General features: G+C 34.1%; 24 protein-coding genes. 15 read left to right on the top strand and 9 right to left on the bottom strand.

Annotated features, from left to right (window positions below; all coding sequences use genetic code 11):
• Positions 1 to 91 precede the first annotated feature (91 nt).
• The 4 genes from H593_RS0100925 to H593_RS0100910 all read right to left on the bottom strand — a co-directional run bounded on the left by H593_RS0100925 (position 92) and on the right by H593_RS0100910 (position 5,889).
• On the bottom strand, positions 92 to 1,546 hold the full coding sequence (locus tag H593_RS0100925) for a sensor histidine kinase (protein WP_028870683.1): 1,455 nt from the start codon (positions 1,544 to 1,546) through the stop codon (positions 92 to 94).
• A 169-nt stretch (positions 1,547 to 1,715) separates the two neighbouring features.
• Positions 1,716 to 2,264, bottom strand: coding sequence for a CopD family protein (locus H593_RS0100920; RefSeq protein ID WP_028870682.1), 549 nt, complete (start codon positions 2,262 to 2,264; stop codon positions 1,716 to 1,718).
• A gap of 95 nt (positions 2,265 to 2,359) precedes the next feature.
• Complete coding sequence (locus H593_RS0100915) at positions 2,360 to 2,674, bottom strand: GIY-YIG nuclease family protein (RefSeq protein ID WP_028870681.1); 315 nt, start codon at positions 2,672 to 2,674, stop codon at positions 2,360 to 2,362.
• Between the two features lie 92 nt (positions 2,675 to 2,766).
• Entirely contained in the window at positions 2,767 to 5,889 is a 3,123-nt protein-coding gene (locus H593_RS0100910; protein WP_028870680.1) for a VPS10 domain-containing protein, read from the bottom strand.
• A 279-nt stretch (positions 5,890 to 6,168) separates the two neighbouring features.
• Between H593_RS0100910 and H593_RS0100905 the strand changes: the two genes are divergently transcribed.
• From H593_RS0100905 to H593_RS0100885, 5 genes are all read left to right on the top strand, one after another.
• Complete coding sequence (locus tag H593_RS0100905; protein WP_028870679.1) at positions 6,169 to 7,614, top strand: hypothetical protein; 1,446 nt, start codon at positions 6,169 to 6,171, stop codon at positions 7,612 to 7,614.
• Positions 7,615 to 7,626: 12 nt separating this feature from the next.
• Entirely contained in the window at positions 7,627 to 8,205 is a 579-nt protein-coding gene (locus tag H593_RS0100900) for a DUF6705 family protein (RefSeq protein ID WP_028870678.1), read from the top strand.
• 90 nt (positions 8,206 to 8,295) lie between these two features.
• Positions 8,296 to 8,535 carry a DUF6705 family protein gene (locus H593_RS0100895; RefSeq protein WP_028870677.1) on the top strand — a complete coding sequence of 80 codons (240 nt, stop codon included), beginning with the start codon at positions 8,296 to 8,298 and terminating at the stop codon, positions 8,533 to 8,535.
• Between the two features lie 45 nt (positions 8,536 to 8,580).
• Complete coding sequence (locus H593_RS0100890; protein WP_028870676.1) at positions 8,581 to 8,874, top strand: hypothetical protein; 294 nt, start codon at positions 8,581 to 8,583, stop codon at positions 8,872 to 8,874.
• 83 nt (positions 8,875 to 8,957) lie between these two features.
• Positions 8,958 to 9,533, top strand: coding sequence for a DUF6705 family protein (locus H593_RS0100885; protein WP_028870675.1), 576 nt, complete (start codon positions 8,958 to 8,960; stop codon positions 9,531 to 9,533).
• A gap of 93 nt (positions 9,534 to 9,626) precedes the next feature.
• On the opposite strand, the gene H593_RS0100880 is transcribed toward H593_RS0100885, so the two are convergent.
• The 4 genes from H593_RS0100880 to H593_RS0100865 are packed head-to-tail and all read right to left on the bottom strand — an operon-like array spanning position 9,627 to position 13,263.
• Positions 9,627 to 10,979 (bottom strand): MATE family efflux transporter, encoded by a 1,353-nt coding sequence (locus tag H593_RS0100880; RefSeq protein ID WP_028870674.1) that lies wholly within the window; start codon positions 10,977 to 10,979, stop codon positions 9,627 to 9,629.
• Positions 10,979 to 12,022 (bottom strand): ferrochelatase, encoded by a 1,044-nt coding sequence (gene hemH, locus H593_RS0100875; protein WP_028870673.1) that lies wholly within the window; start codon positions 12,020 to 12,022, stop codon positions 10,979 to 10,981. The genes H593_RS0100880 and hemH overlap by 1 nt, the downstream gene beginning before the upstream one ends.
• Before the next feature lie 44 nt (positions 12,023 to 12,066).
• Positions 12,067 to 12,636, bottom strand: a complete 570-nt coding sequence (locus tag H593_RS0100870; protein ID WP_028870672.1) for a hypothetical protein — start codon at positions 12,634 to 12,636, stop codon at positions 12,067 to 12,069.
• Between the two features lie 27 nt (positions 12,637 to 12,663).
• On the bottom strand, positions 12,664 to 13,263 hold the full coding sequence (locus tag H593_RS0100865; RefSeq protein ID WP_028870671.1) for a hypothetical protein: 600 nt from the start codon (positions 13,261 to 13,263) through the stop codon (positions 12,664 to 12,666).
• 740 nt (positions 13,264 to 14,003) lie between these two features.
• Between H593_RS0100865 and H593_RS0100855 the strand changes: the two genes are divergently transcribed.
• Both H593_RS0100855 and H593_RS0100850 read left to right on the top strand, forming a co-directional pair.
• Complete coding sequence (locus H593_RS0100855) at positions 14,004 to 15,272, top strand: hypothetical protein (RefSeq protein ID WP_028870669.1); 1,269 nt, start codon at positions 14,004 to 14,006, stop codon at positions 15,270 to 15,272.
• A gap of 5 nt (positions 15,273 to 15,277) precedes the next feature.
• Positions 15,278 to 15,883, top strand: coding sequence for a DUF6705 family protein (locus tag H593_RS0100850; protein ID WP_147231171.1), 606 nt, complete (start codon positions 15,278 to 15,280; stop codon positions 15,881 to 15,883).
• Between the two features lie 41 nt (positions 15,884 to 15,924).
• Here the strand turns inward: H593_RS0100850 and H593_RS0100845 are convergent, their stop codons facing one another.
• Positions 15,925 to 16,818, bottom strand: coding sequence for a helix-turn-helix transcriptional regulator (locus H593_RS0100845; protein ID WP_028870667.1), 894 nt, complete (start codon positions 16,816 to 16,818; stop codon positions 15,925 to 15,927).
• A gap of 211 nt (positions 16,819 to 17,029) precedes the next feature.
• Between H593_RS0100845 and hemA the strand changes: the two genes are divergently transcribed.
• The 8 genes from hemA (at position 17,030) to H593_RS0100805 (ending at position 24,148) form a co-directional block, all read left to right on the top strand.
• Complete coding sequence (gene hemA, locus H593_RS0100840; RefSeq protein ID WP_028870666.1) at positions 17,030 to 18,292, top strand: glutamyl-tRNA reductase; 1,263 nt, start codon at positions 17,030 to 17,032, stop codon at positions 18,290 to 18,292.
• A complete protein-coding gene (hemC, locus tag H593_RS0100835) occupies positions 18,285 to 19,865 on the top strand; it encodes a hydroxymethylbilane synthase (protein WP_028870665.1) in 1,581 nt (526 codons plus the stop codon). Before hemA ends, hemC begins: the two co-directional genes overlap by 8 nt.
• 86 nt (positions 19,866 to 19,951) lie before the next feature.
• Positions 19,952 to 20,308 (top strand): four helix bundle protein, encoded by a 357-nt coding sequence (locus H593_RS0100830; RefSeq protein WP_028870664.1) that lies wholly within the window; start codon positions 19,952 to 19,954, stop codon positions 20,306 to 20,308.
• 30 nt (positions 20,309 to 20,338) lie between these two features.
• Complete coding sequence (hemE, locus tag H593_RS0100825) at positions 20,339 to 21,364, top strand: uroporphyrinogen decarboxylase (protein WP_028870663.1); 1,026 nt, start codon at positions 20,339 to 20,341, stop codon at positions 21,362 to 21,364.
• Between the two features lie 187 nt (positions 21,365 to 21,551).
• A complete protein-coding gene (locus H593_RS0100820) occupies positions 21,552 to 22,319 on the top strand; it encodes an EI24 domain-containing protein (protein ID WP_028870662.1) in 768 nt (255 codons plus the stop codon).
• Positions 22,319 to 22,855, top strand: a complete 537-nt coding sequence (locus H593_RS0100815; protein WP_028870661.1) for a GNAT family N-acetyltransferase — start codon at positions 22,319 to 22,321, stop codon at positions 22,853 to 22,855. The genes H593_RS0100820 and H593_RS0100815 overlap by 1 nt, the downstream gene beginning before the upstream one ends.
• Positions 22,856 to 22,857: 2 nt before the next feature.
• Positions 22,858 to 23,760, top strand: a complete 903-nt coding sequence (gene hemF / locus H593_RS0100810; RefSeq protein WP_028870660.1) for an oxygen-dependent coproporphyrinogen oxidase — start codon at positions 22,858 to 22,860, stop codon at positions 23,758 to 23,760.
• Position 23,761: 1 nt separating this feature from the next.
• Positions 23,762 to 24,148: a YchJ family protein gene (locus tag H593_RS0100805; RefSeq protein ID WP_028870659.1), complete on the top strand. Its 387-nt coding sequence runs from the start codon at positions 23,762 to 23,764 to the stop codon at positions 24,146 to 24,148.
• Positions 24,149 to 24,251: the final 103 nt, after the last annotated feature.

Here is a 24,251-nt window from a genome sequence, read left to right as displayed (position 1 = left end):
GTTAATATTTATAAGCACATTTGTGAAATTTAGTGCTCAATTTATGGCTGTTCACGCTTTGCTAAGAGATTCCTGCTATCGCAGGAATTAGTTATTTCTTTGGAAATGTAACCGTAAAAGTGGTTCCAATACCTAGTTGAGAAGTAAAGGTAATATTTCCTTTGTAAGTTTCAACGATATTTTTTACCATAGCCAAACCTAATCCCATTCCGCTAGTTTTGGTTGTGAATTTAGGTTCAAATATTTTAATTTTATTCTCTTCGGAAATTCCCACTCCATTATCAGCTACCGTAACTTTAACAGTCTGGTCTTCGGAAATTACCTTGACTTCAATTCTTGGAATTTCCCTATCATCAGGAATTGCCTGAATCCCATTTTTAACCAAATTAGTAACCACACGAATTAACTGTGTACGATCAAAATTTACCATGATCTCATCTTCTTCTGAAGAAAACACAATATAATCTTCACTAAAAATATCTAGACCTAACTTAACGATATTGACTACATTTAGTGTCTCGTTTTGTTGCGCTGGCATTTTAGCAAAATTTGAAAATGCAGAGGCAATAGAACTCATCGTATCAATTTGCTGAATCAATGTCTGGCTATACTCGTCTACTTTTTGATGAATATGTTCATCCTCAGGGTCAAATTTTCTTTGAAAACTTTGAACGCTCAATCGCATTGGTGTTAATGGATTTTTGATTTCATGCGCGACCTGCTTCGCCATTTCTCTCCACGCTTGCTCTCTTTCATTAGTTGCCAGTTTCACAGCACTTTCCTCGAGTTCATCAATCATACTATTATAAGAGTTGACTAAAGTTGAAATCTCTTCACTTGAAGAGGAGATGTCTATTCTTTTATTTCGCTTTTCTAAACGTGTTTCATTAATTTTATCTGAAATAGTCTTGAGCGTTCTAGTAATATATTTTGACAACAATAACGCTAATAGAATAGCAATTAATAGCATAAAAACATAGGCATAAGCCAAACGCTCTAAAAACTCATTAAGCTCTTTATTTAGAAAATCATCATTCTCTAAATAGGGTAGATTTAATATTGCTAGCGGTTTAGATCTTATATCAAAAATATAAGTATATGAGGACTGAAACGTTTCGCCATTTTTTTCATTATTTACCACAAATCTATGATCTGCACTATTTGAAATTTCATTTAAAATATCAACATCAATACAACTCACAACAGAGTCTCTTGTAATACTGGCTTTTGATGATTTTAAAAGTGTACCATCTAAATCATATAAAAGGACTCGTAAACCGTGAATAGCGTCAATACGATAGATTTCATCCTTAAAAATAAGCGGTACTTTCTCAGTTTCTATAGGATACGTTGTTTCTCTAATAACATAGTTAATGTCACTAATTATAGCTGTTTCCTTTCGCTCTAATCGTTCTTTGTGGTAATCTCTTGCCTCTTCATTGTATTGATAAATGGTCACACCTGCAATTAATACAGATGCAATAATCACCAACAATATCATGGCAAAGAAAATACGGACTCGTAAAGACAGTTTATTTAACTTCATAGAAATGCTCGTAAAAACGGGTACCTATTATTAAAAACACGTTTCAATACACGTAACAATAATTAAACCAAAGGCATTTTGCGTGTTATCCAATTTAAAAAAAAATCAAAATATAGAACCTAATTGGAGATCTAAAATCTGATATTTTCTACTTTAGAATTTGAAAACATTACGCCTCTGGATTTTTACTTCTTATCTTTTTATAGATTTTAAACCCTAGCATGAGTAAAACACCTAAAATTAGAATACCAACAACACCAAATATCCAATTAATGGCACTTTTTAGAATAACTAGAAATACCACTGCGAATAAAATAAAAGTAGCACCTTCGTTCCAAAGACGCATAAAGTTTGACGTTTTTCTAACGTCGTCCTTTTGCAATTGTGTATAATATTGATGTGTTTTTAAATGATACAATATCAATAGGACAACAAAACCTAACTTCACTTGCATCCATGATTGCTCTAACCAAATAGGTTGTAAAACAATCAACCCTATTGCAAAAAGAGTCGCTAAAATTGCTGATGGCCAAGTGATGATGTTCCATAGGCGCTTTGTCATTAACTTGAGTTGCTTTCCTAAAATCTCCTTGTCTGGAGAGGGTTTATGAAACGCTTCAATTTGATACACAAATAGTCTCGGGATATAAAATAAACCTGCAAACCACGTGACTATAAAAATGAGATGTAAGGCTTTTATGTAATTGTAGTATTCCATTTAAAACTTATATTATTTTGTTTCTAGACTTTGCTTGACAGAACCGAGAAAACTTAATTTAAAAGTTACTGTCACTTCGAGCGGAGTCGAGAAGCTTATTTTTTATAATTATCTGAATGAGATTTATTGCTACAAACAGACAAATCTTTTAATAATTCAAAATCTTTATTTGCCAAAGCTAGCTTTTCGCCTTGACTCCATTTCTTGATTTTCTTCTCATAATACTCAGCTTGATTAAACTGCATGAATTCTTGATGATAAATTAAGTGTAAAGGTCGTTTTCTAAAAGTATAACAATCTGGATTTAATCCCATTCTATGTTCTTCTAAACGTCTATTAATACTATTTGTCATTCCCGTATAAATGGAATCGTCAGAACATTTTAGCATGTAAACGTAATAGAATTTCATAGTTGTCTTTTTGTTGCTTCTCGACTCCGCTCGAAGTGAAAAGTCAACAGTAATTTGAATAGGTCTACAATTCGAATGATGTCAAAAACCTATTAATCTTGAACAAATAAGTAATTCAGTTGTTTAGCATTAAACGCAGAATTAAAGGCGGTTATCTCATCACTTACTAATTGATTAAAAGCATCTAACTGCGTTTTTATTTGAGCACTAAGCTCATTTTTAACTATAATATCCTGATCGGTTGGAGCAAAATCTCCCATTCCAACTAATGAATTTAAATGCCCTAATTTATTAGTGAGTCGTATTGGAAAATTTAACGGGTCTTGACCACTCCTATTTTGAGTTTGATAAAGTGCTTCTTCAATTTTAGTAAATTGCTCCTTTAGTACTTTTGACTTTTCTAAAAGGGCTTTTACCGTTTCATTATCCTTGTATTGTGTTTCAAAAGCAGTCAATTGGGTTTTAATTTTTCTAATCTTTTTAATAGACTTGTGCGCATCATCCATAGTTGTATTGACATCTGAAATAAAATCAAATTGTTTCTGCATATCTAACTGTGTACTTTCTGCTCTTGGATCTGCAAGGATAGTAAAAACCTGCTGCACCTCAACTCCGTTCGATGTGACAGTCGTGTCTTTTTTCTTAACGTTCAAATGCACTTTATAGCTGCCAGGAATGGCTTGTGGCCCATCTAAACTGGCCCACCATAAAATCATACCGTCCAGTTTTTCAGCACCATCATAGGTCATGTCCCAAACAAATTGATTCATTCCTTTTTTGACCTCAAGCTTATCTTCCTTTGTCTTCTTCGTAGAAAACGTTTTTATTGTGTCGCCTTTAGCGTCAAAATACGTTAAAGCAACCTCATCATTTTTTTCATCATAATTTTTCAAATTAAAATAAGTCATGACTCCATTAGGATGATTAGTTCCAGACGTTTTACTACCAGTTCTGCTTCCACCTCCCATTCTATAAGTATTCTTTGGTTTGAAAATTTTATATTCTTCGGAAGTAGCTTCTCCATATAACTGATGAATGACTGTTAAATCATCGATCATCCAAAGACTTCGTCCTTGAGTTGCCACAATTAAATTATTGTCTTTAATAGCCAAATCTGTAATTGGAACAATAGGCAAATTTAACTGAAACGGTTTCCAGTTCTTACCATCATTAAAAGAGACATACATTCCTGTTTCGGTTCCTGCATACAACAACCCTTTTTGTTTTGGATCTTCTCTTAGAACTCTTGTAAAATGCTCTGGATTGATACCGTCTGTAATTTTGTTCCAAGATTTCCCGTAGTCTGTTGTTTTATATAAGTAAGGTGCAAAATCACCTGTTTTGTATTTTGTTCCCGCTACATAACAAGTTCCAGCATCAAAAGCACTAGGCTCTATACTATTAATCATCATCCATTCTGGCATGCCTTTAGGCGTCACATTTTCCCAGTTTTGACCACCATCTTTAGTGACATGAATTAAACCATCATCACTACCAACCCACAGTAACCCTTCTGTAATTGGTGATTCTTGAGCTGCAAAAATAGTACAGTAATACTCTACAGAGGTATTGTCTTGAGTGATTGGACCTCCTGAAGATTTTAACTTCTCTGGATCATTTCGTGTTAAATCCGGGCTAATAATTTTCCAAGATTGTCCTTCATTTTCAGTCACGTGAACATGTTGTGAAAAGGTGTATAGTCGATCGGGATTATGCTTAGAGAATAGTATTGGAAAATTCCACTGAAAGCGGTATTTCATCCCTTCTGCACCGTGACCCATTGGGTTATCTGGCCAAACATTAATCGCTCTAACTGTTCCCGTTTTATGATTTTTTCGGGTTAGAAACCCGTCATAACTTCCACCATATATGATATCGTTATCCTGTGGATCTATGGCGATATGCGCCGATTCCCCTCCTGCTGTAGGTTCCCAATCGTCTTCTGTAATTGAGCCTCCATCGGTTCTATGCGGAATTCTTACGGTTGAATTATCCTGCTGAGCAGCATAAATACGATATGGAAATGCGTTATCTGTCGTCACACGATAAAACTGTGATGTGGGTTGGTTGTGATAAGTACTCCAAGTTTCACCGCCATCATAGGTCACTTGTGCACCACCATCATCACCAATAATCATTCGGTTTGGATCTTCTGGAGCAATCCATAAATCGTGATGATCTCCATGAGGTGCATTATAAGTATCGAATGATTTTCCGCCATCTGTACTTTTATGGTAACGCACATTTAATACGTACACCACATCTGCATCTTTAGTGTCTGCATATAAACGTGTGTAATACCAAGCGCGCTGACGTAGTTTACGTTCGCTATTAACTTGATTCCAAGTCTCTCCACCATCATCACTGCGGTACAATCCGCCATCATCTTTATTTTCAATAATAGCCCAAACACGTTGATTATTTACTGGAGATACGGTAACTCCCATAATACCAAGTGTTCCTTCTGGGAATCCTTTGTTAGTTGAAATCTCTGTCCAAGTCTCCCCTTTATCAGTACTTTTCCATAATGCAGAACCTTCGCCACCAGAACTTAAACTGTAAGGCGTTCTTTGAATTCTCCACGTTGATGCATATAAAATTCTAGGATTTGTTGGATCAATCAGCATATCAACAACACCTGCATTCTCATTAGCAAAGAGTGTTTTTTTCCAAGTTTTACCACCATCAGTACTCTTATATACGCCTCGTTCTTGGGTTGGTTTATAGATATTTCCAAGGACACCAGCATATACCACATTATGATCTGTAGGATCTACAGCAATTCTAGGCACGTGACGTGAATTTTTTAGTCCTGCGGACGTCCATGTTTTTCCAGCATCGACACTTTTCCAAACGCCATAGCCAGAAGATACGTTTCCACGAACTGTTTTTTCTCCTCCTCCAACATATAAGACATTAGGATCAGATTTAGACACTGTAATAGATCCGATACTTCCGCCAAAAAATCCATCAGAAATATTTTCCCAGCTTCGTCCACCGTCTAATGTTTTCCAGATTCCTCCTCCTGTAGCACCGAAATAATACAAGTTAGGTTTATTAGGAACTCCTGTAACAGCTGCACTTCTTCCGCCACGAAATGGTCCAAGAAGTCGATATTCTAGTGCGTCATATTGTGTTTCTTCAAAAGATTGAGCTTCTAAAGTAGTTACATTTCCGAAGAGGAAAAGGCATAAAAGGGTGGTAAAAAGTCTCATGATGTTGGTTGGTTTAAAATACTATGTATGTAAAAATACGATAGAAAATTTTAATATGTGCCAATGAGTACAGGATTAGGTTTAGGCACTTTTATATTGAATTTTAAAAATGAAGCGATTTGTAAGAAAACACTTAAAAATAATTACGGTTTTTCCGCAGTTCACTTTTTGTTAACAAAGTTAGCGGTTAAAACCTTGTGCGAATCATTTTTTTTTTTTCTAGTTTTAAGCATCTAAGACATTAATACTTAGTGTTTAATTAAAAGAACTAAATTATTTATGAAACAAAACATTAAAAACTATCTAAAATTTGGAATTTTACTTATTGGGATTTCATGTTTACTTTATCAATGCCAAAAAGTAGATGACAATGAAATTATGAATTCAGAACCAAAATCAACTTTAAAGGTTACCATAGTTCGTAATATTGAACATTTTTCAAAATCTAATCCAAAAATTTATAATAAATTACAACTAGCTAGCCAAAGCAATGTGTTGTCAAGAGAAACAGAATATTCTGATGACTACGATTTTTATTTCAATTTAGACAATATACAAATTATCGAAAAAACAGGATATACTCAATATACTGTGGTCGTTAAAAGATTTACCGAAAGTAATGATTTGTTGAACTATATTCTAATGAGTCATAATAATGATGATGAAGACCAATACTTAGTAACTTACCCAAGAATTGAGATTGAAGGAGAGTTAGTTATTGATTATTATAGTTCAACAATAGTAAATTTGAATGGTAACTCTATCTTATCAAGAGGCCCTAATAATTGTGCTGATGGCACACCAGAACTTATAGGTTTTGATCAAGAATACATCTGCACAGCAAATGCCTGCGGTTCTCAAAATCATGATCCAGGAGATGACTCCTGCAAATGTGGAATTACGGTTTCATGCACACCTGCTTGGACAGGTTGTGAATGGACTTCAGTTGCTCAATGGAGCTGCACTGGAGGTGGCGGATCAGGAACGGGAAGTGGAAGTGGAGGTGGCGGTAGTGGTGGTTCTAATGATGATGACGATGACGAGGATGAACCTTTGGAAACTGTACCTCTAATTAATGAACCTAAAACCCCTTGCGAAAAAATGAATAAACTCAAAGCAGACACAGGTTTTAGAGCTAAAATGGTAGAATTGAAGACTGCTGCTGATAATGAAAATGTAGAAAAAGCGGTTACATTATACAATAAAACTGGAGTCGCGCCTTTAAATGATAAATATCTTTATGCTCCTTCAACTGGTACACCTAATGATCCCGGAGTTAAGTATTCTTTTTATACAAATACTCAAGGTTTTGTTCATACCCATTATGAAGATTTGATTTCTGTATTTTCTGTAAAAGATCTTTATGATATGTATTTTACCATGAAAAATGGTTTAGTGACTGATGATTTTTTCTATGGAGTTATAACTGAAGCAGGTTCGGCATACATTTTGCAAATAGAAGATAGAATTGCTTTTATAGCGTTTGGAGATGCCAACTTGAGTAATGAAGATAAAAGGTTTAAATTCACCTCAAAATTAGTGAAATATTATGATGTTACAAATAACGGTAGCATACAGGATAACGAGGATGGTATTGTTAAAATGCTCCAGAGAAAAAATGCTGGTTTAGCCATGTTTAAACCAACAGACAATACATTTACAGATTATGTAAAACTTGAATATGATTCAGGCGATACTATTGAAACAAATTGTAACGAAAATTAAATACAAAAAACTATGAAATCAATATTAATACTTTTTATAGCCTTAATATCAATAACAGCTAGTAGCCAAGTTGTAGAAATATGTAGCAGTGAAATCGATGACGACGACGCTGTTATTGGCACTTACTTTAAAGACATAAACAATACGTTTACGCCTTTTTTAGGTACTTGGCAATCTATAAACGGTAACGAAATAATTACATTTAAAATTGAAAAAATAACCCATTTTTATAATACAGAAACTCAAATGTATGAAGATTTTTTGATTGGTAACTATAACTATTCTCAAGATGGAGGTACTACAAATATAATACATACGATTAACCCTTTTGCGTCACTTGAAACTCCAACAGGTAATGCCATGTATTCTTCATGTGTTCTTTATCCAAATGCTAAATTTTCTATGACCTTTTATGATGTTTTATTAGATAAAGGGTTTGGTTTAATCACATTTGAATTTTTACCGGGAAGTACGACTCAAATGCAAGCAACTTTGGCTAACGAACAAGGAGCTTACGGTTATTTTGTTGGTGAGCCAGAACCTAATTTTAATTTCTCAATACCTACAAGTTTTGTAGTTACAAAATTGTAAATTAGTATAATTATAAAAATAGCAGTTGTAAACATGAGTTGTTTGTAACTGCTATTTTAATTTTGTATGCCTAAACGATTTTTTTAAAACATGAAATCAATACTAATAATTATTATTGCTTTAATATCGATAAATGCAAATAGCCAAGTTATTGAACTTTGCAATTATGAAACCGATCCAGATGAAGCACCAAGTGGTACTTATTTTAAAGATGTTAACAATACGTTTACACCTTTTTTAGGCACTTGGCAATATACCAATGGTAACGAAGTAATTACATTTAAAATTGAGAAAATCACACATTATTACGTTACCGAAAACCAAACATAAGAAGATTTCATTGTAGGCAATTATAATTACTCGCAAGATGGTGGTTTGACTAATATTGTTAATAAAATCTCACCATCTTTATTAGATGAGAGTCCAGATGCTAGTGTGATGTATGCACCTTGTGCTAAAGATTCTCCCAACAAGGTTACAATGACATTTTTTGATGTTATACTAGTCAAAGGTTTTGGATTAATAACCTTTGAATTTTTACCCGGAAGCACCACTCAAATGCAAGCTAGTTTAGAAAATATGAAAGGAGCTTACGGTCATCTAGTGGGAGAACCTGCACATAATTTTAATTTCTCGATACCGATAAGTTTTGTTGTGACAAAATTGTAAATTGTAATAAAATAGCAGATATGAAAATGAATTTTTTGTAGCTGCTATTTTAATTTTGTATGCCTAAACGATTTTTTTAAACTATGAAATCAATATTAATAATTTTTATAGCCTTAATATCTATAACAGCTAGTAGCCAAGTCGTAGAGCTATGTAATGGAGTGAATGAAGAAGATGTTGTCAATGGCACTTACTTTAAAGACATAAACGATACCTTTACACCCTTTTTAGGAGTATGGCAGTATACCAATGGTAATGAAATAATTACATTTAAAATTGAAAAAGTTACTCATTTTTATAATGCAGAAACTCAAATGTATGAAGATTTTTTAATTGGTAACTATAGCTATTCTCAAGATGGAGGTTCATCTTACACCATCAATACAATTACACCAACACTTTTAGATGAGACTCCTGAGGGTAATCCCATGTATTCTTCATGTGTTCTTTACCCAGATCAAAAATTAGATATGACTTTTTATGATGTGCTATTAGATAAGGGATTTGGAGTAATATTATTTGAATTTTTACCCGGAAGCACAACTCAAATGCAAACAACTTTAAGTAACGAAAAAGGAGCTTACGGTTATTTTGTTGGCGAGCCAGAACCTAATTTTAATTTCTCGATACCTACAAGTTTTGTTGTGACAAAATTGTAAATTATTATTAAATAGCAGTTGTAAATTCAAGCTATTATAGCTGATACTTTAATTAAGGAAAGTATTATTTTATAATTTGTATGCGCAAAAACATCATCTAGTATTCCTATTCAATTTTAATCGAATCTCACGACGTAAAAAGAACCAAGTCACGATCGTAGATAAGACATCTGATATTGGAAACGACATCCAAATCCCAAATTCTCCTAAATAAATTGGCATAATGTACATCAACGGAATAAAGAAAATTGCTTGTCTTGTCAACGTCAAAATCAATGCTGGAACTGCTTTACCAACTGCCTGAAAATAAGCAGCTCCAATAAGTTGAAGGGCTAGAATAGGAACCGCTGCAAAAGCCCAACGCATATTGGTTGGTGTGACGTTGATGACATCTACATCTGTGGTGAACCATTTAGTAATCACCTCTGGAAACACCATTAATAAAATAAATACAACAGCTGCGAGAATCGTTGCGTATTTTATAGCCGTATAAATAACTTCTTTAACTCGGTCATGTTGGTCTGATCCAAAATTAAAACCTGCAATAGGAATAAAACCTTGTGTGATTCCGTAAATAGGAAATAAGGCGAACATGCTCAACCTGCCCACAATTGCGTAAACAGTGACTGAGGTTTCGCCTCCAAACTTATACAGCGCATTATTTACTAATAGAAATGTCACACTCACCACTGCTTGTCTCGCCAAGGTCACAAAACCTAAAGATCCTATTTCGGCAATAATAGTTTTCTCTAATTTAAAATGGGAGAGATTTATTTTTAATTCGGAGTTTTTAGATAGAAAATACCAAAGAATAAATATAAAGGACACAATATAAGAACCTGTAGATGCCCACGCTGCTCCTGCCATTCCAAAATCCATGATATTGATAAAAATATAATCAAGTACTAAATTTCCAACAGATGGAATCAACATCGCATACATGGCAAATTTAGGATTGCCTTCTGCTCTAATAACCGTATTTCCCATCATGACGAATCCTAAAACGGGAACACCATACAGGATAATTTCATAATAGGTTTTTGCAGGATCAAAAATAGTCCCTTTACCTCCAAATGCAGGAATTAGGGTGTCCACAAAATAGAGTCCGAAAATAGCAAACGAAACCGTAAACAAAAACGTTAACGTAATTTGGTTTCCAAAGGTTTTTAAAGCTTTTGGCATGTTATCTGCACCAAGCGCCCGAGAAATTATAGATGAGCCTCCAATACCTATAGCCATTCCTAAAGCAGCAATAAAAAAAGATACTGGAAGCACCACATTTATAGCTGCAATTGCAGTTGAACCAATCCAATTTCCGACGAAAATAGTATCTACCAGAATATTAAGCGACATCACCAAAATCCCAATAGATGCAGGAACTGCTTGCTTGATAAGAAGCTTGCCAATGGGTTGCGTTCCTAGATCTTTAGAACTGGTTTTTGCCATTATGCGGTAACGGTTTCAGCTTTTGCCCAATCGTTAATCCATTGCGATAGTAAATCTACAAATGCTGAGTCATCATTTAAACAGGGGATTGTTGTAAAATCTTTACCTCCCACTTCATGGAAAATTTCTTCACCTTCCATAGCAATTTCTTCCAAAGTTTCTAAACAATCACTGACAAATGCGGGCGTTACAATAGCTAATTTCTTGACACCTTCTTTCCCCATACGTTCTATGGTGAGATCTGTATACGGTTGTAACCAAGGATCAAAACCTAAACGCGATTGGAAAGAGGTTGAGAATGTACCTTCTGTCATATTTAAATGTTCACCAACTAGTCGTGTGACTTCTTTACATTGGTGTTTATAGCAAAATTCGTGAGCGGGTGATGGAGTTTTACAACACACACAATCAATTCTATCATTTGGTTTACAGTGAGAACTTGTAATATCACTTTTTCTAATATGACGTTCTGGAACACCATGATATGAGAATAATAAGTGCTCATAATCATTGCCTTCTAAATGCTTGGCGATAGAGTTTGAAAGCACTTCTATATATTTAGGATCGTTGTAAAAAGGTTTTAAATCGGTAATTTTTACCTTCGGAAAATGTTCCTTTCTAATCTCATCAGCTAATACCACAATAGTCTCGGTCGTTGCCATGGCAAACTGCGGATACAAGGGAATGAGAAGAATATCATCTACTCCTTTATCTACCAATTCTTGAAAACCCTTCATCATAGTCATACTCCCATAACGCATTCCTAAAGCAACTGGCAAACTGCTTTGATTTTGTATCCCACTCTGCAGGCGTTCTGACAAGACAATTAAAGGCGACCCTTCATCCCACCATATTTTTTTATAAGCTTTAGCAGATTGTTTTGGTCTCGTGTTTAAAACAATCCCTTTTACAAGTAGTGTTCTTGCCCATAAAGGCACATCAATCACACGCTCATCCATTAAAAACTCTCCTAAATATTTTTTAACGTCTTTAGGCTCTGGACTATCTGGCGATCCTAAATTGACGAGTAAAACTCCTTTCATATATTTCTTTTTCTTTTTCAACTAGCAATTTAAATTTTGTAATCTTAGAACCTGTAACCAATTCTAAAGTGCAAATTGACTGCTACATCTGGTTCATTCAACACTATGACATCCTCTTTTTCAAAGATATGGATATATCCAACACCAATACCTGCTTCATAATTAAAGTGTCTGCCTATATTTCTTCTAATTCCCCAAGTTGGCACTATCGAAATATCACTTACAATAGTCACATTATCAGGTGTGTTTATAGTAAACCAACCTGGATGATAGCTTGTTTTTATTGATATAAAATTCCCACTATTACCATCTATGCGTTTAGATTTACTGATCCTCTTTTCTAAATTATAATACCAACGCGGTTCAAGTGTGATTACTGGTCCATAAAAAACGGAAGTCTCTCCATAAAAATCTCCTCCTAAAATACCTGTATCCAAACCAAACTCACTTCTTACAACAATTGAATTAGAGAGCCTAGATTCGTTATGCACCCAAACACCCAATAACCCTGTTTGAATACCAAAAATTGATTTTTCTAGACCATCAGTGTCATTTTGAGTATTCACAGTTAAGGACAACCCCAAAATAAGACCAAGCATTATGCGTTTTTTCATGATATTTATCGCTAAAATTAAGTTCTATTACTCCTCATTTAACAATTCTGTTCTCACACTTTCTGGAACAATAGAATCCACTAACATTTTCATAGCATCGTCATTCCCAAGAAATTTCCACCCAGTATATTGTGGGTCTTTAATTGCAAACATCGTGGCATCCATATTAATTATTAAAGACATCGCTTTAAAGTCTGAAGCGACATTTTCTGCTCCAAATTGGGAATCCATTGTGGACTTCATCATATCTAAAAACCCTTTTCTATCTTCTTCTGGCTTATTTTGTTCAGATACAAATGTCATTTTCATTTTACTGTTGTAAAAAACTGCTGCATAAGTGATTTTTTCTACGACTTTTTCTTCGGAAACTTTAGTCACATCATTAGATAAGAATTCAATTTTCATTTCTGGAGAGCTAAACATTTGCTCCATTCCTGCTTTCATTTGTGCTCTTGGAGCCATATCAAAAACTTTTGGATACATATAATCCAAAACCCCATCAAAATTTTGAGCAGTCATGTAATCATAATAGGTTTGAGCGTTTTTAGTAATCTCATCTGTATGAGATTGCGCAAAACTTGTTACGGTAAAAAGTAACGCTAGTATTAATGTGGTAAGATGTTTCATAGTGTATTTTGTTTTTGCAAAAATACGATAGTATTTTTTAAAGTTTAAGTACCCTAAGTCAAAAATGGGTTTTACTTAACAAAACATCCTTATCACTCATTTCCAATTTCAAAAGATGAAGACTTATCATATTTTTGAAATAGATGTAATGGACTAAGTGCATATAAATTACGAAACAAGTAGTAAAAATGAGTGTTTGTAAGAAAAGACTGAAAACAAATTACGGTTTTTCCGCAGTTAACATTTTGTTAACAAAGATAGTTGGCTAAATCTTGTGCTAATCGTTTTTTTTTCAGCTAATAACTAACTGATTTTTAATACTTAAAAAATGTAATCTGGAAAATATGAAAAAAAACATTAAAAATTATCTTAAACTTAGTACGTTATTAATTGGGATTTTAGTAATTGCGTAGGGTTGTCAAAAAGATGATATTACCGTTCCTGAAGAAGACCCTCAAATTGAAAGTTTAAAAGCTTTTAATCTAACTTTAAAAGAAATACCTGCGCACATTTTAGACTTTGTAAAAACTAAAACTAATAATACATTTAAAGTAAATATTTCTAAGCAAGAAATTAAACTATCTAACTCAGATGTTAATGAGTTTAGTCGAGACACACCTTTAGGAATTGTACAAACCAACAAAGTTGTTCAAGTTTATAACGAACGTAACACAAAATATACGTTTAAAGTAAGTAACCCAACTAATGCAGGGAGTGTTATTAATCTAGTTGTAGTAGATATGGATGGAGATATTATTGAATATTTTATTCAGTATATATTTGACCCAAATAGTCCCACTCCGCGCTTATCCTCTGGAGCAATTGATATGGCTAGGTTCACAGGTGGAATGACTTTTTACAACATGGAAGGCTCTGTAATTGGCAACCTTATTTTAAATGACGGTGATTTGATAGATTTAGATGGCGAAACAGATCCATGTCCAGAAGATGAGGTTGTAGAAGAAGACGATGATGAAACAGATGATAGTAATAATTCTAATTCTGGAGGAGGAAATGCTAGCGGAGATCCTGGACAAACAGGAAATACGAGCCAAGGTAGTGAAGGTAATGAAGGTAGTTCAAGTGAAGGAGGAGGTGGAGGAGGCTGTAGCCTACAAATTTCTTACGGTTCATGTGGGTGTCCAACTGGTCCAAATAATGGACATGCCATAACTGGGAACGATTGTTGTAATGGTAGTGCAACAACATTAAGTATTATTTGCAATAGCGCTAGTTTTACGCAGAGTCGTGGTAACTCTGCAACAAATGATACTGAAACATCTCCATGTGATGGTGATGTTGGTGTTTTGATTGGAATTGAAGAAGAGGACATCACAAATCAAAAAAATTGTATTGAATTAAATGAGTTAATAGATAATGTTCAAGTGAAATTACAATTAGAAGGTCTCAAAACTGATGCACAAGATGAAAATGAAGAGAACGAAAGTGGATTTAGTTTAAGAAAAAATTCTGATAACCAAACTTATACTTCTTCAACCATAACAGGTGAACAAGGAAAAATAAGCTATTTGCCTATATCTAATATTTTTGGAGTGGCACATACACATCCACACCAATCAAATGGTCCTAATCCAATGTTTTCAGCGATGGATGCTTTTGCCTTAAATAAGCATAATAATGCATTTAATCATGATTTAGCTGGCACGGATGAATCTCTCTCTGTTTACATACTTGTTGTTGCCACGGGAACATATGCAATAAAAGTAAATGACTTAACAGCAATACAGGCTTATGCTGCTCAGTTTCCAACTAAGGGAAAACAATTGAGAGAATACAAAAAATTAAACGGAAAATACAATAAAAAACATGACGCTACTACTGGAGAAACAGGCGAGGTTAATGATTTTGAACAAGAATTCACAAAATATATTCAATCCAAAGGCATATCTTTATATAAAGCAGAAAATGACCTTTCTGGGTGGAATCGACTTCAATATAATGAAGCTGAACCAAACAATATTGAAACATCAAATTGTAACGAAAATTAAATAAAATGAAACATACATATAAATTTATAATATTATTTACATTTATAATAAGCTCATGCAAAGCTCAAATTGCACCATTATACCAAATGGACTCAGATTTACCCGAAGGCACGCACTTCAAAGACCTTAATAATAATCTGAGTGATTTTGTCGGGATTTGGAAATGGGAAAGTAATGACTCAATAGTAACTATTGAGTTGCAAAAATGGGAAGATGTGTTTTTTGAAGATACCAATCAATATGAAGACATGCTAGTTGGATCTTATAAATTTACTGTAAACGGAACAGTAATTTTAGATTATCTTTCTCAATTAGATGATAACTCAATTTACATTTTTGATCATTATATAGCTGGAAATACGGTATTACATAAAAATCGTTATCCTGTTTGTGATGACTGTGCAATTAATCAAAGACAAGTTTCTGTCTTTTTTACAGATCCAGAACGCGAGTATTTAAATTCTGCAATGGTTCTAAGATATAAAGTTGAGGATGACCTTGAAAAAATGTACGTCGTATTTTATCAGTTTGAAAATAGTTTTTTACCGAGCATTGATGCTCCAAATCAGAATAGGTTACCTTTTGGAGATTATACATTTATAAAGCAGTAAATTAATAAAGGCTTCACTTTTTTGGTGAAGCCTTCTTTATTCTAACCCAAAGCCATCAAATATTTCTTTGGCGTGGTCCCATATTTCTTTTTAAATGCTGAAATAAAATGACTCGATGTGCTGTAACCTACTTTAAGTCCGACCTCATTAACATTATGATCTCCAGCTTCTAGAAGTTTTCTTGCGACTTCCATTTTATAATCAAATAAGAAACTAAACACAGAGTCTCCATAAATTTGTTTGAAGCCTTCTTTTAACTTTTTGAGACTAAGCCCAATTTCTTCACTAAGCTCTTGCAATGTTGGTGGCTCGGCCATACGAGCAATTATAATGTCTTTAGCTTTTCTAATTTTAATGACATTGGTTTCATCTACCAAAAACGGACATTGTTCAATATCTGCATCTTCACTTCTATTAAAATACAAGCTCAATAATTCTAAAGCTTTACCTTTAAAATAGAGTGTTTTAATAGACGAATTCAAATTAAAATTTATGATTTGATTAAGTGCAATTGCCATAGATGGTGAAATTTTACCATCCTTATAATATTTCTTATCTTTATTCTCAACACTTAAAAACGTGATATAATCTGCTTCTTGAGAAAAGAGCCCATGAAATTTCTTAATAGATACCAATACAGTTACCAACCAAGATTTAGAGTGGACTTCTAAATGAATGGGTAAATCACGTTGTGGATTGTAAAGCAACAACGAATTCTCCTCCTCTATTTTTAATCTGTAATTCCCATTATTGAAAATAAAATCGCTTGACCCTTTAATACAATAATGAAATTGAATAAAACTACTATCAATCTCACGTTCAGCTATTTGAATATCATTCGTATCATTTTGGTAGGTGAGCACGAAAAACCCTTCATCTAACCTTGTTTCTTTGAATGAACCTCTAGCGGTGTTTTCTGAGTTTGAAAATTCCATATTTTTTTTGTTCTTATTTAGATTCGTTCTAAACTAAAGCGATCTAAAGTGTTGCTAAGGCTACAAAAATATGACATTTATCATGTTTAAAGAAAAAATAACTATAAAAAACCACAAACGATACTTAAAGTTCTTCTAGCGTTGTTTTTTACGGATTATGCGTTATACTTTTGTTTCCGCAAGTTTTCTTGGATAATTTTCCAAATCAATTATGGAGCACTACAATATGTCGAGAGGCACAACATTTTACGCTATTGGTCTCAGCTACAAAAAAGCTGACGCTGAAGTGCGTGGCCATTTTAGTTTGGATGATAACTCCAAACGCGCTTTATTACAACAAGCTAAACAAAACGGCATTGAAAGCTTAATTGTCACTTCAACGTGTAATAGAACCGAAATCTACGGTTTTGCAGAACACCCTTTCCAACTCATTCAATTACTTTGTGAGAATACAAAAGGTACTGTTGAGGAATTTCAAAAAGTGGCTTACGTCTTCAAAAATAAAGATGCTATTTCTCATATATTTCGAGTTGGCTCTGGTTTAGATAGCCAAATTCTTGGAGATTTTGAAATTATTAGTCAGTTGAAAGTCAGCGCAAGATTATCTAGAAAGTATCAATTATTTAATCCGTTTTTGGAGCGATTAGTGAATTCAGTGATTCAAGCGTCCAAACGTATTAAAACGGAGACCGAAATTTCTTCAGGTGCAACCTCTGTATCTTTCGCGTCTGTTCAGTACATTATGAAGACTATTGAAAACGTTTCAGAAAAAAACATTTTGCTCTTCGGAACAGGTAAAATCGGTAGAAATACGTGTGAAAATTTAGTAAAACATACTAAGAATCCTCACATCACACTTATAAATAGAACAAAAGATAAAGCAGAAGCCGTTGCTGGTAAATTTAATTTGCTGGTAAAAGATTACGCAAATCTTCAAGAAGAGATTAATACTTCAGATATATTAATTGTTGCTACTGGCGCTCAAAACCCGACGGTAGACAAACATTGTATCCAAACGACTAAACCATTACTAATTCTAGATCTTTCAATTCCGAAGAACGTAAATGAAAACGTTTCAGAATTAAGTAACGTCACCTTAGTACATCTCGATGATTTAGCACAAATTACAGATGACACTTTAGAACGCAGAAAAAAACACATCCCAGTTGCAGAATTGATTATAGAAGATATAAAAACCGAATTTAATGCTTGGTTAGCCACACGAAAGTTTGCACCAACTATGAAGGCATTAAAACATAAATTAACTGGTTTTGCAACTGCAGAATTAGACACGCAACGCAAAAAGATGACTAATTTCAATGAAGCACAAGCCGAGTTGATAAGCAGTAAAATCATACAAAAAATCACCAATCATTTTGCACATCATTTAAGAGGCGATGATGTTTCTACAGACGATAGCCTAGAACTCATAAAAAAAGTGTTTCAACTAGAAGCAACAACAGACAATGTCTAAACTCATAAGAATAGGAACTCGTGATAGCAAATTAGCGCTATGGCAAGCCAAAATTGTACAAAGTCAACTCGAACATTTAGGACACAAAACAGTCTTAGTACCTGTGAAATCCACAGGAGATCTTGTATTAGATAAACCCATTTACGAATTAGGAATCACAGGTGTTTTTACAAAAACGTTAGATGTAGCCATGCTTAATGGACACATTGACATTGCAGTACATTCATTAAAAGATGTGCCCACAATATTACCAAAAGGTATTGTTCAAGCTGCAGTCATTAAACGCGGTAATGTAAGAGATTGTCTGGTTTTTAATGATAACGAAGAGTTTCTCTCACAACGCGAAGCCGTAATCGCTACTGGTAGTTTACGCCGAAGAGCGCAATGGTTAAATCGCTATCCAACACATACTATGGTTGGCTTACGAGGTAATGTGAATTCACGCTTAGAAAAATTAGAAAATAGCGAATGGAATGGTGCCATTTTCGCTGCTGCTGGTTTAGGTCGCCTAGATATTAAGCCAGAAGAAAGCTTTAACCTAGAGTGGATGGTTCCTGCACCTGCTCAAGGCGCTATTATGATTACTGCTCTAGAAGAGGATGAAGAAACACGCACTATTTGTGCAGAAATAAATCACGAAGAAACAGAAATATCGACATCCATAGAACGTAAATTCTTAAACCTTTTAGAAGGTGGATGCTCAGCTCCTATTGGCGCGCTAGCGTTTATAAAAGAAGAAGAGGTTCACTTTCAGGCTGTGTTATTAAGTCTCGACGGAACTAAGAAAATAGAAGTCCAACGCACAGTCGCTTTAGGTGCGCATCATGATTTAGCACAGTTTTGTGCAGATTATATTATTGAGCGCGGTGGAAATCGCCTTATGGACACACTTGAAAAAACATCTAAAAAGGCTAATATTTATTCAACCAAAACCTTAACCGATGATCAAAAACATCTGTTTTGTGATGATGTGGTTAGTGATAGCTCAGATTTTATTAAAATTAGTTTGAACCGTATGACACAAACTGTTTTACGACCAATGCCAAAAAATGTAATCATTACCAGTAAAAATGCAGTTGAAGCGTTACTTACAAATTTTTCTTCGGAAGAATTAAAATTCGAAAACATCTATTGTGTCGGCAGAAAAACAAAACGATTTGTAGAACGTAAAATCGGTAAGGTCAAACATACCGAGAATAACGCAAAAGCTTTAGCAGAACACCTCGTAGAGTATATTGATGGCACTAATGTCACCTACTTTTGTAGCGATTTAAGATTGGATGATTTACCAACAATTCTAACAGAGCATAAGATTGACGTCAATGAAGTAATTGCTTACGAGACGAAATATAATTCACAAAAAATAGATGACACTGTAGAGGGTGTTATGTTTTATAGTCCGTCAACAGTACAAAGTTACAAGCAAGAAAATGATAATGATATTATTGCATTTTGCATAGGAGACACCACAGCGACAGAAGCTAAAAAGCACTTCAAAGACATAAGAGTTGCTAAGATACCTACTGTTGAGAGTGTTGTGAAGTTGGTAAATGACTATTATAATAGCCTGTAGCTATTGGCCTTTAGCTGTTAGCTAAACTGTCTTACTAGTTTATTATTGACTGAAAATCAAATTTAGGGACTTAAGGCTATTCATAAATGAGAAATTTTAGAAACCTTGAAATTTGGGAGAACGGAATTGAAATAGTAAAACAATTGTATCCGTTAGCGGATTTGTTGCCTTCCGAAGAAAAATTCGGATTGAGAAGTCAAGTTACTAGAGCTTCAATCTCTATTGCGTCTAATATTGCAGAAGGTTGCAGTAGAAATAGTGATATTGAATTTAAGCGCTTTCTTGAAATTGCGATGGGTTCTCTTTTTGAAGTTGAAACCCAATTGATAATAGCACAAGAATTAGGATTTATTCCAAAAAACAAGTTAAAAACTATTTTTGAGCTTCTAAATAAAGAAGCAAAAATGATAAATAGTTTAATAAATAAAATTAAAATGGGCTAAAGGCTAATCGCCAAAAGCTAATTGCTAGATATGATTAAAAACGATTTATTTTTAAGAGCATTAAAAGGAGAAACAGTTGAACGTCCACCAGTTTGGATGATGCGTCAAGCAGGTCGTTATCTTCCTGAATTTATGGAAATCAAAGCTAAGTATGATTTCTTTACACGTTGTCAAACACCAGAGTTAGCTAGTGAAATTACAATACAACCCATTCGTCGTTATGGCATGGATGCTGCTATTCTATTTTGCGATATATTAGTCATTCCTCAAGCAATGAATATTGAGGTACAGATGAAACCTAATTTTGGTCCATATTTACCAAACCCTATTCGCTCTCAAAAAGAGGTGGACAATGTTATTGTTCCTGACGTTAAAGAGGCTTTGAATTATGTTTATGACGCCATTAAAATGACCAAACAAAAACTAGATAATGATATCCCATTAATTGGTTTTGCAGGTTCGCCATGGACAATTTTATGTTATTGTGTGCAAGGTCAAGGTTCTAAAAACTTTGATAAAGCTAAAGAGTTTTGTTTTACCAACCCTATTGCTGCACATCAATTATTACAAAAAATAACAGATACGACAATTGCCTATTTAAAAGAAAAAGTAAAAGCTGGTTGTGACGCAGTTCAAATCTTTGATTCTTGGGGTGGAATGCTCTCTCCTGTGGATTATCAAGAGTTTTCATGGCGGTATATCCAACAAATTATTGACGCCTTAAAAGATGATGCTCCTGTAATTGCATTCGGAAAAGGTTGTTGGTTTGCATTGGACGAGATGGCAAAATCTGGAGCTTCTGCTTTAGGTATTGACTGGACATGCTCCGCAAGAAACGCCCGTTATTTAACTGGTGGAAATATTACTTTACAAGGTAATTTTGACCCAACACGATTATTTTCTCCTCCAAGTGAGATTAAGAAAATGGTGACGCAAATGATTAATGACTTCGGAAAAGATAAGTATATTGTAAACTTGGGCCACGGGATTTTACCAAATATTCCCTTGGAGAATGCGAAAGCATTTATTGATGCTGTGAAAGAGTATAAGGCTTAATTTATGGGCTTTAGCTTAAGTGGTCGTGCTCTCGTAAGGCGCTATCAAAGATGAGTTCCAACAATTACTCCATCACTATCGCACAGCGGTCTTTGATCGTAATTTTGAGACAAAAACCATAATTTGGTAATAAATTGAAAGTGGAATCTAAATTAGATTAAGGTTCCCGCTTTCGTGCGAAATAAACATGATTAAAAATATTTTAGAAGGAATTCAAGCGTATACAGGAGCTCTAGCTCTCATATCAAAGTTGAAACTTTGGAAGTATTTTTTTATACCTATAATTATAAGTGTCCTTACGGCATCCATAATTGCACTATCAGCCTACGGAATATCAGATAATATTGGCCACTTCATCGCTAGGATTTGGCCTTGGGATTTTGGAAAAGAAGTCTTTACTTGGATTTCAACTTTTATTGGAGTTATTGTTGTTGTTGCTATTGGATTAATCCTTTATAAACATATCATAATGGCATTATCTGCGCCATTTATGAGTCCTGTTTCAGAAAAAATTGAAGCACATCTTAGTGGTAATCTACTACACAATCACAGGCAAACCTCTTTTAAACAGCAATTATGGAGAGGATTTAGAATAAACTTTAGAAACTTAGCCAAGGAATTATTAATTACGGTACCTCTTTTACTGCTAAAATTGATACCTGTTGTTAATATATTTTCAACAATCTTGTTAGTTATGGTCCAAGCGTACTATGCCGGTTTTGGTAATATGGATTATACACTAGAGCGTCATTTCAAATACCGTGAGAGCGTTCAGTTTATAAGAAACCATCGTGGAATTGCCGTTGGTAATGGTCTTGTTTTTATTCTTTTTCTTATTATTCCCATTATAGGTATTGTTTTAGTGTTACCCATGAGTGTTACAGCTGCATCCATCAAAACGGTAGAATTATTAAAAAAAGACGCACTTAAAAACAATACTAATCCAACAGTCTAATGATCGCTCAATTTGATGGTATTGAAATTAACGCTATTCACGATCGTGATGCTTGGAAAATATGTGATTTGATGGTTGCCAACGCAGACCGCTTCAAACATTATTTCCCTGGGACCTTAGCTCAAAATTTGAATCCTACATTGTCACAGCTTTTTGTTGAAAAAAAAATAAAACAGTTTCATAAAAAAGAAGAATTTTTATTCACCTTGACGCATTCTGAAACGCGACAACTTATAGGTCTTATTTATATTAAAGAAGTAAACTTAGATAAAAAACAAGGCGAGTTTGCCTATGCCATTGGTAATACATTTGAAGGTCAAGGACTGACTTCAATGGCTATTAAAAGGTTATCTAATTATGCTTTTAATACTTTAGGTCTTAAAACTTTACAAATCATTGCACATAAAGGCAATATTTCAAGTACCAAAGTAGCTTTGAATAATAACTTTGAATGGCAAAAAACTCTGAAAAATGAATTTACTCCTGCTGGAGAAACACCTTTAGATATGGAGTTGTACGAATTATATAAATCATAAATATGAAAGATAAATTCTTCAAATACATACATGAATTACAAGATACAATCTCTTCAAAACTAGAAGCCATTGATGGTAAAGCTAAGTTTAAAGAAGATGTTTGGGAACGACCTGAAGGTGGAGGAGGGAGAACTCGAGTCATTGAAAATGGTAATGTTTTTGAAAAAGGAGGGGTTAATGTTTCTGGAGTACACGGCAAGTTACCAGAGTCTATGCAAACATATTTTGGCGTTGAAGATGCTGATTTTTTCGCCTGCGGATTAAGCCTAGTTTTGCATCCTAATAACCCAATGATACCAACAGTTCATGCCAATTGGCGTTATTTTGAAATGTATGATAAAGAGGGATGTATTGTTGATCAATGGTTTGGTGGTGGACAAGATTTAACACCTTACTACTTATTTGAAGACGATGCAAAACACTTTCATCAAACCTGCAAAACGGCATGTGACTATCATAATACCGATTTCTATAAAAAATATAAAGCGCGTTGTGATGCGTATTTTTATAATACTCACCGAAATGAAGGTCGTGGTATTGGAGGTTTATTTTTTGATTACTGCAAAACTTCCGAGGACATGAATATGCAAAACTGGTATGATTTTGTTACCGAAGTTGGAGATAGTTTTCTAGAGGCTTATGCACCTATTGTGGAAAAACGAAAGGATTTACCATTTACAAAAACCCAACGTGACTGGCAGGAAATTAGACGCGGTCGTTATGTTGAGTTTAACTTGGTTCATGATAAAGGTACTTTATTCGGTTTAAAAACAAATGGCCGCATTGAAAGTATATTGATGAGTTTACCACCTCGAGTGCAATGGGTTTATGATCATCATCCAACAGCTGGCAGCGAAGAGGAGAAATTAATTAATATATTACAAAATCCAGTAGATTGGGTTTAATATGAAATGCTACTGCGGAAATAAGAAAACCTATACAAAGTGTTGCGAAGTGTTTCATTTAAATAAAGGAAATACCGAAACAGCACAGCAGCTAATGCGCTCTAGATATAGTGCTTTTGTTTTAGCATATGGTGATTATTTAATGCAAACACATCACCGTTCTACAAGAACAATAAAAGATAAAAAAGCAACTGTAAAATGGGCAAAGTCTGTAGAATGGATAAAACTAGAAGTACTCGAAACGATTAAAGGCTTGGAAAATGACGAAGAAGGAACAGTAACCTTTAACGCTTATTTTTATGAAAATGGAAGCATTGAGGCTATTCATGAAAAGTCTGCTTTTGTAAAAGAAAACAACCAATGGTTTTACTTAGGGTTGAGTAAATAAAGAATACATTTGACATAGTGGGCCTTTAATACGCCTCACTTTCAAACCAAAACGCCCTTTGTCTCTTCTCTAAAAGCATTATAAAAATGATACAATTTTACTT

Source organism: Psychroserpens burtonensis DSM 12212 (assembly GCF_000425305.1).
Taxonomy (GTDB): domain Bacteria; phylum Bacteroidota; class Bacteroidia; order Flavobacteriales; family Flavobacteriaceae; genus Psychroserpens; species Psychroserpens burtonensis.
Note: the sequence above shows the minus strand (reverse complement) of the source record. Positions and strands in the feature narration are given on the sequence as shown.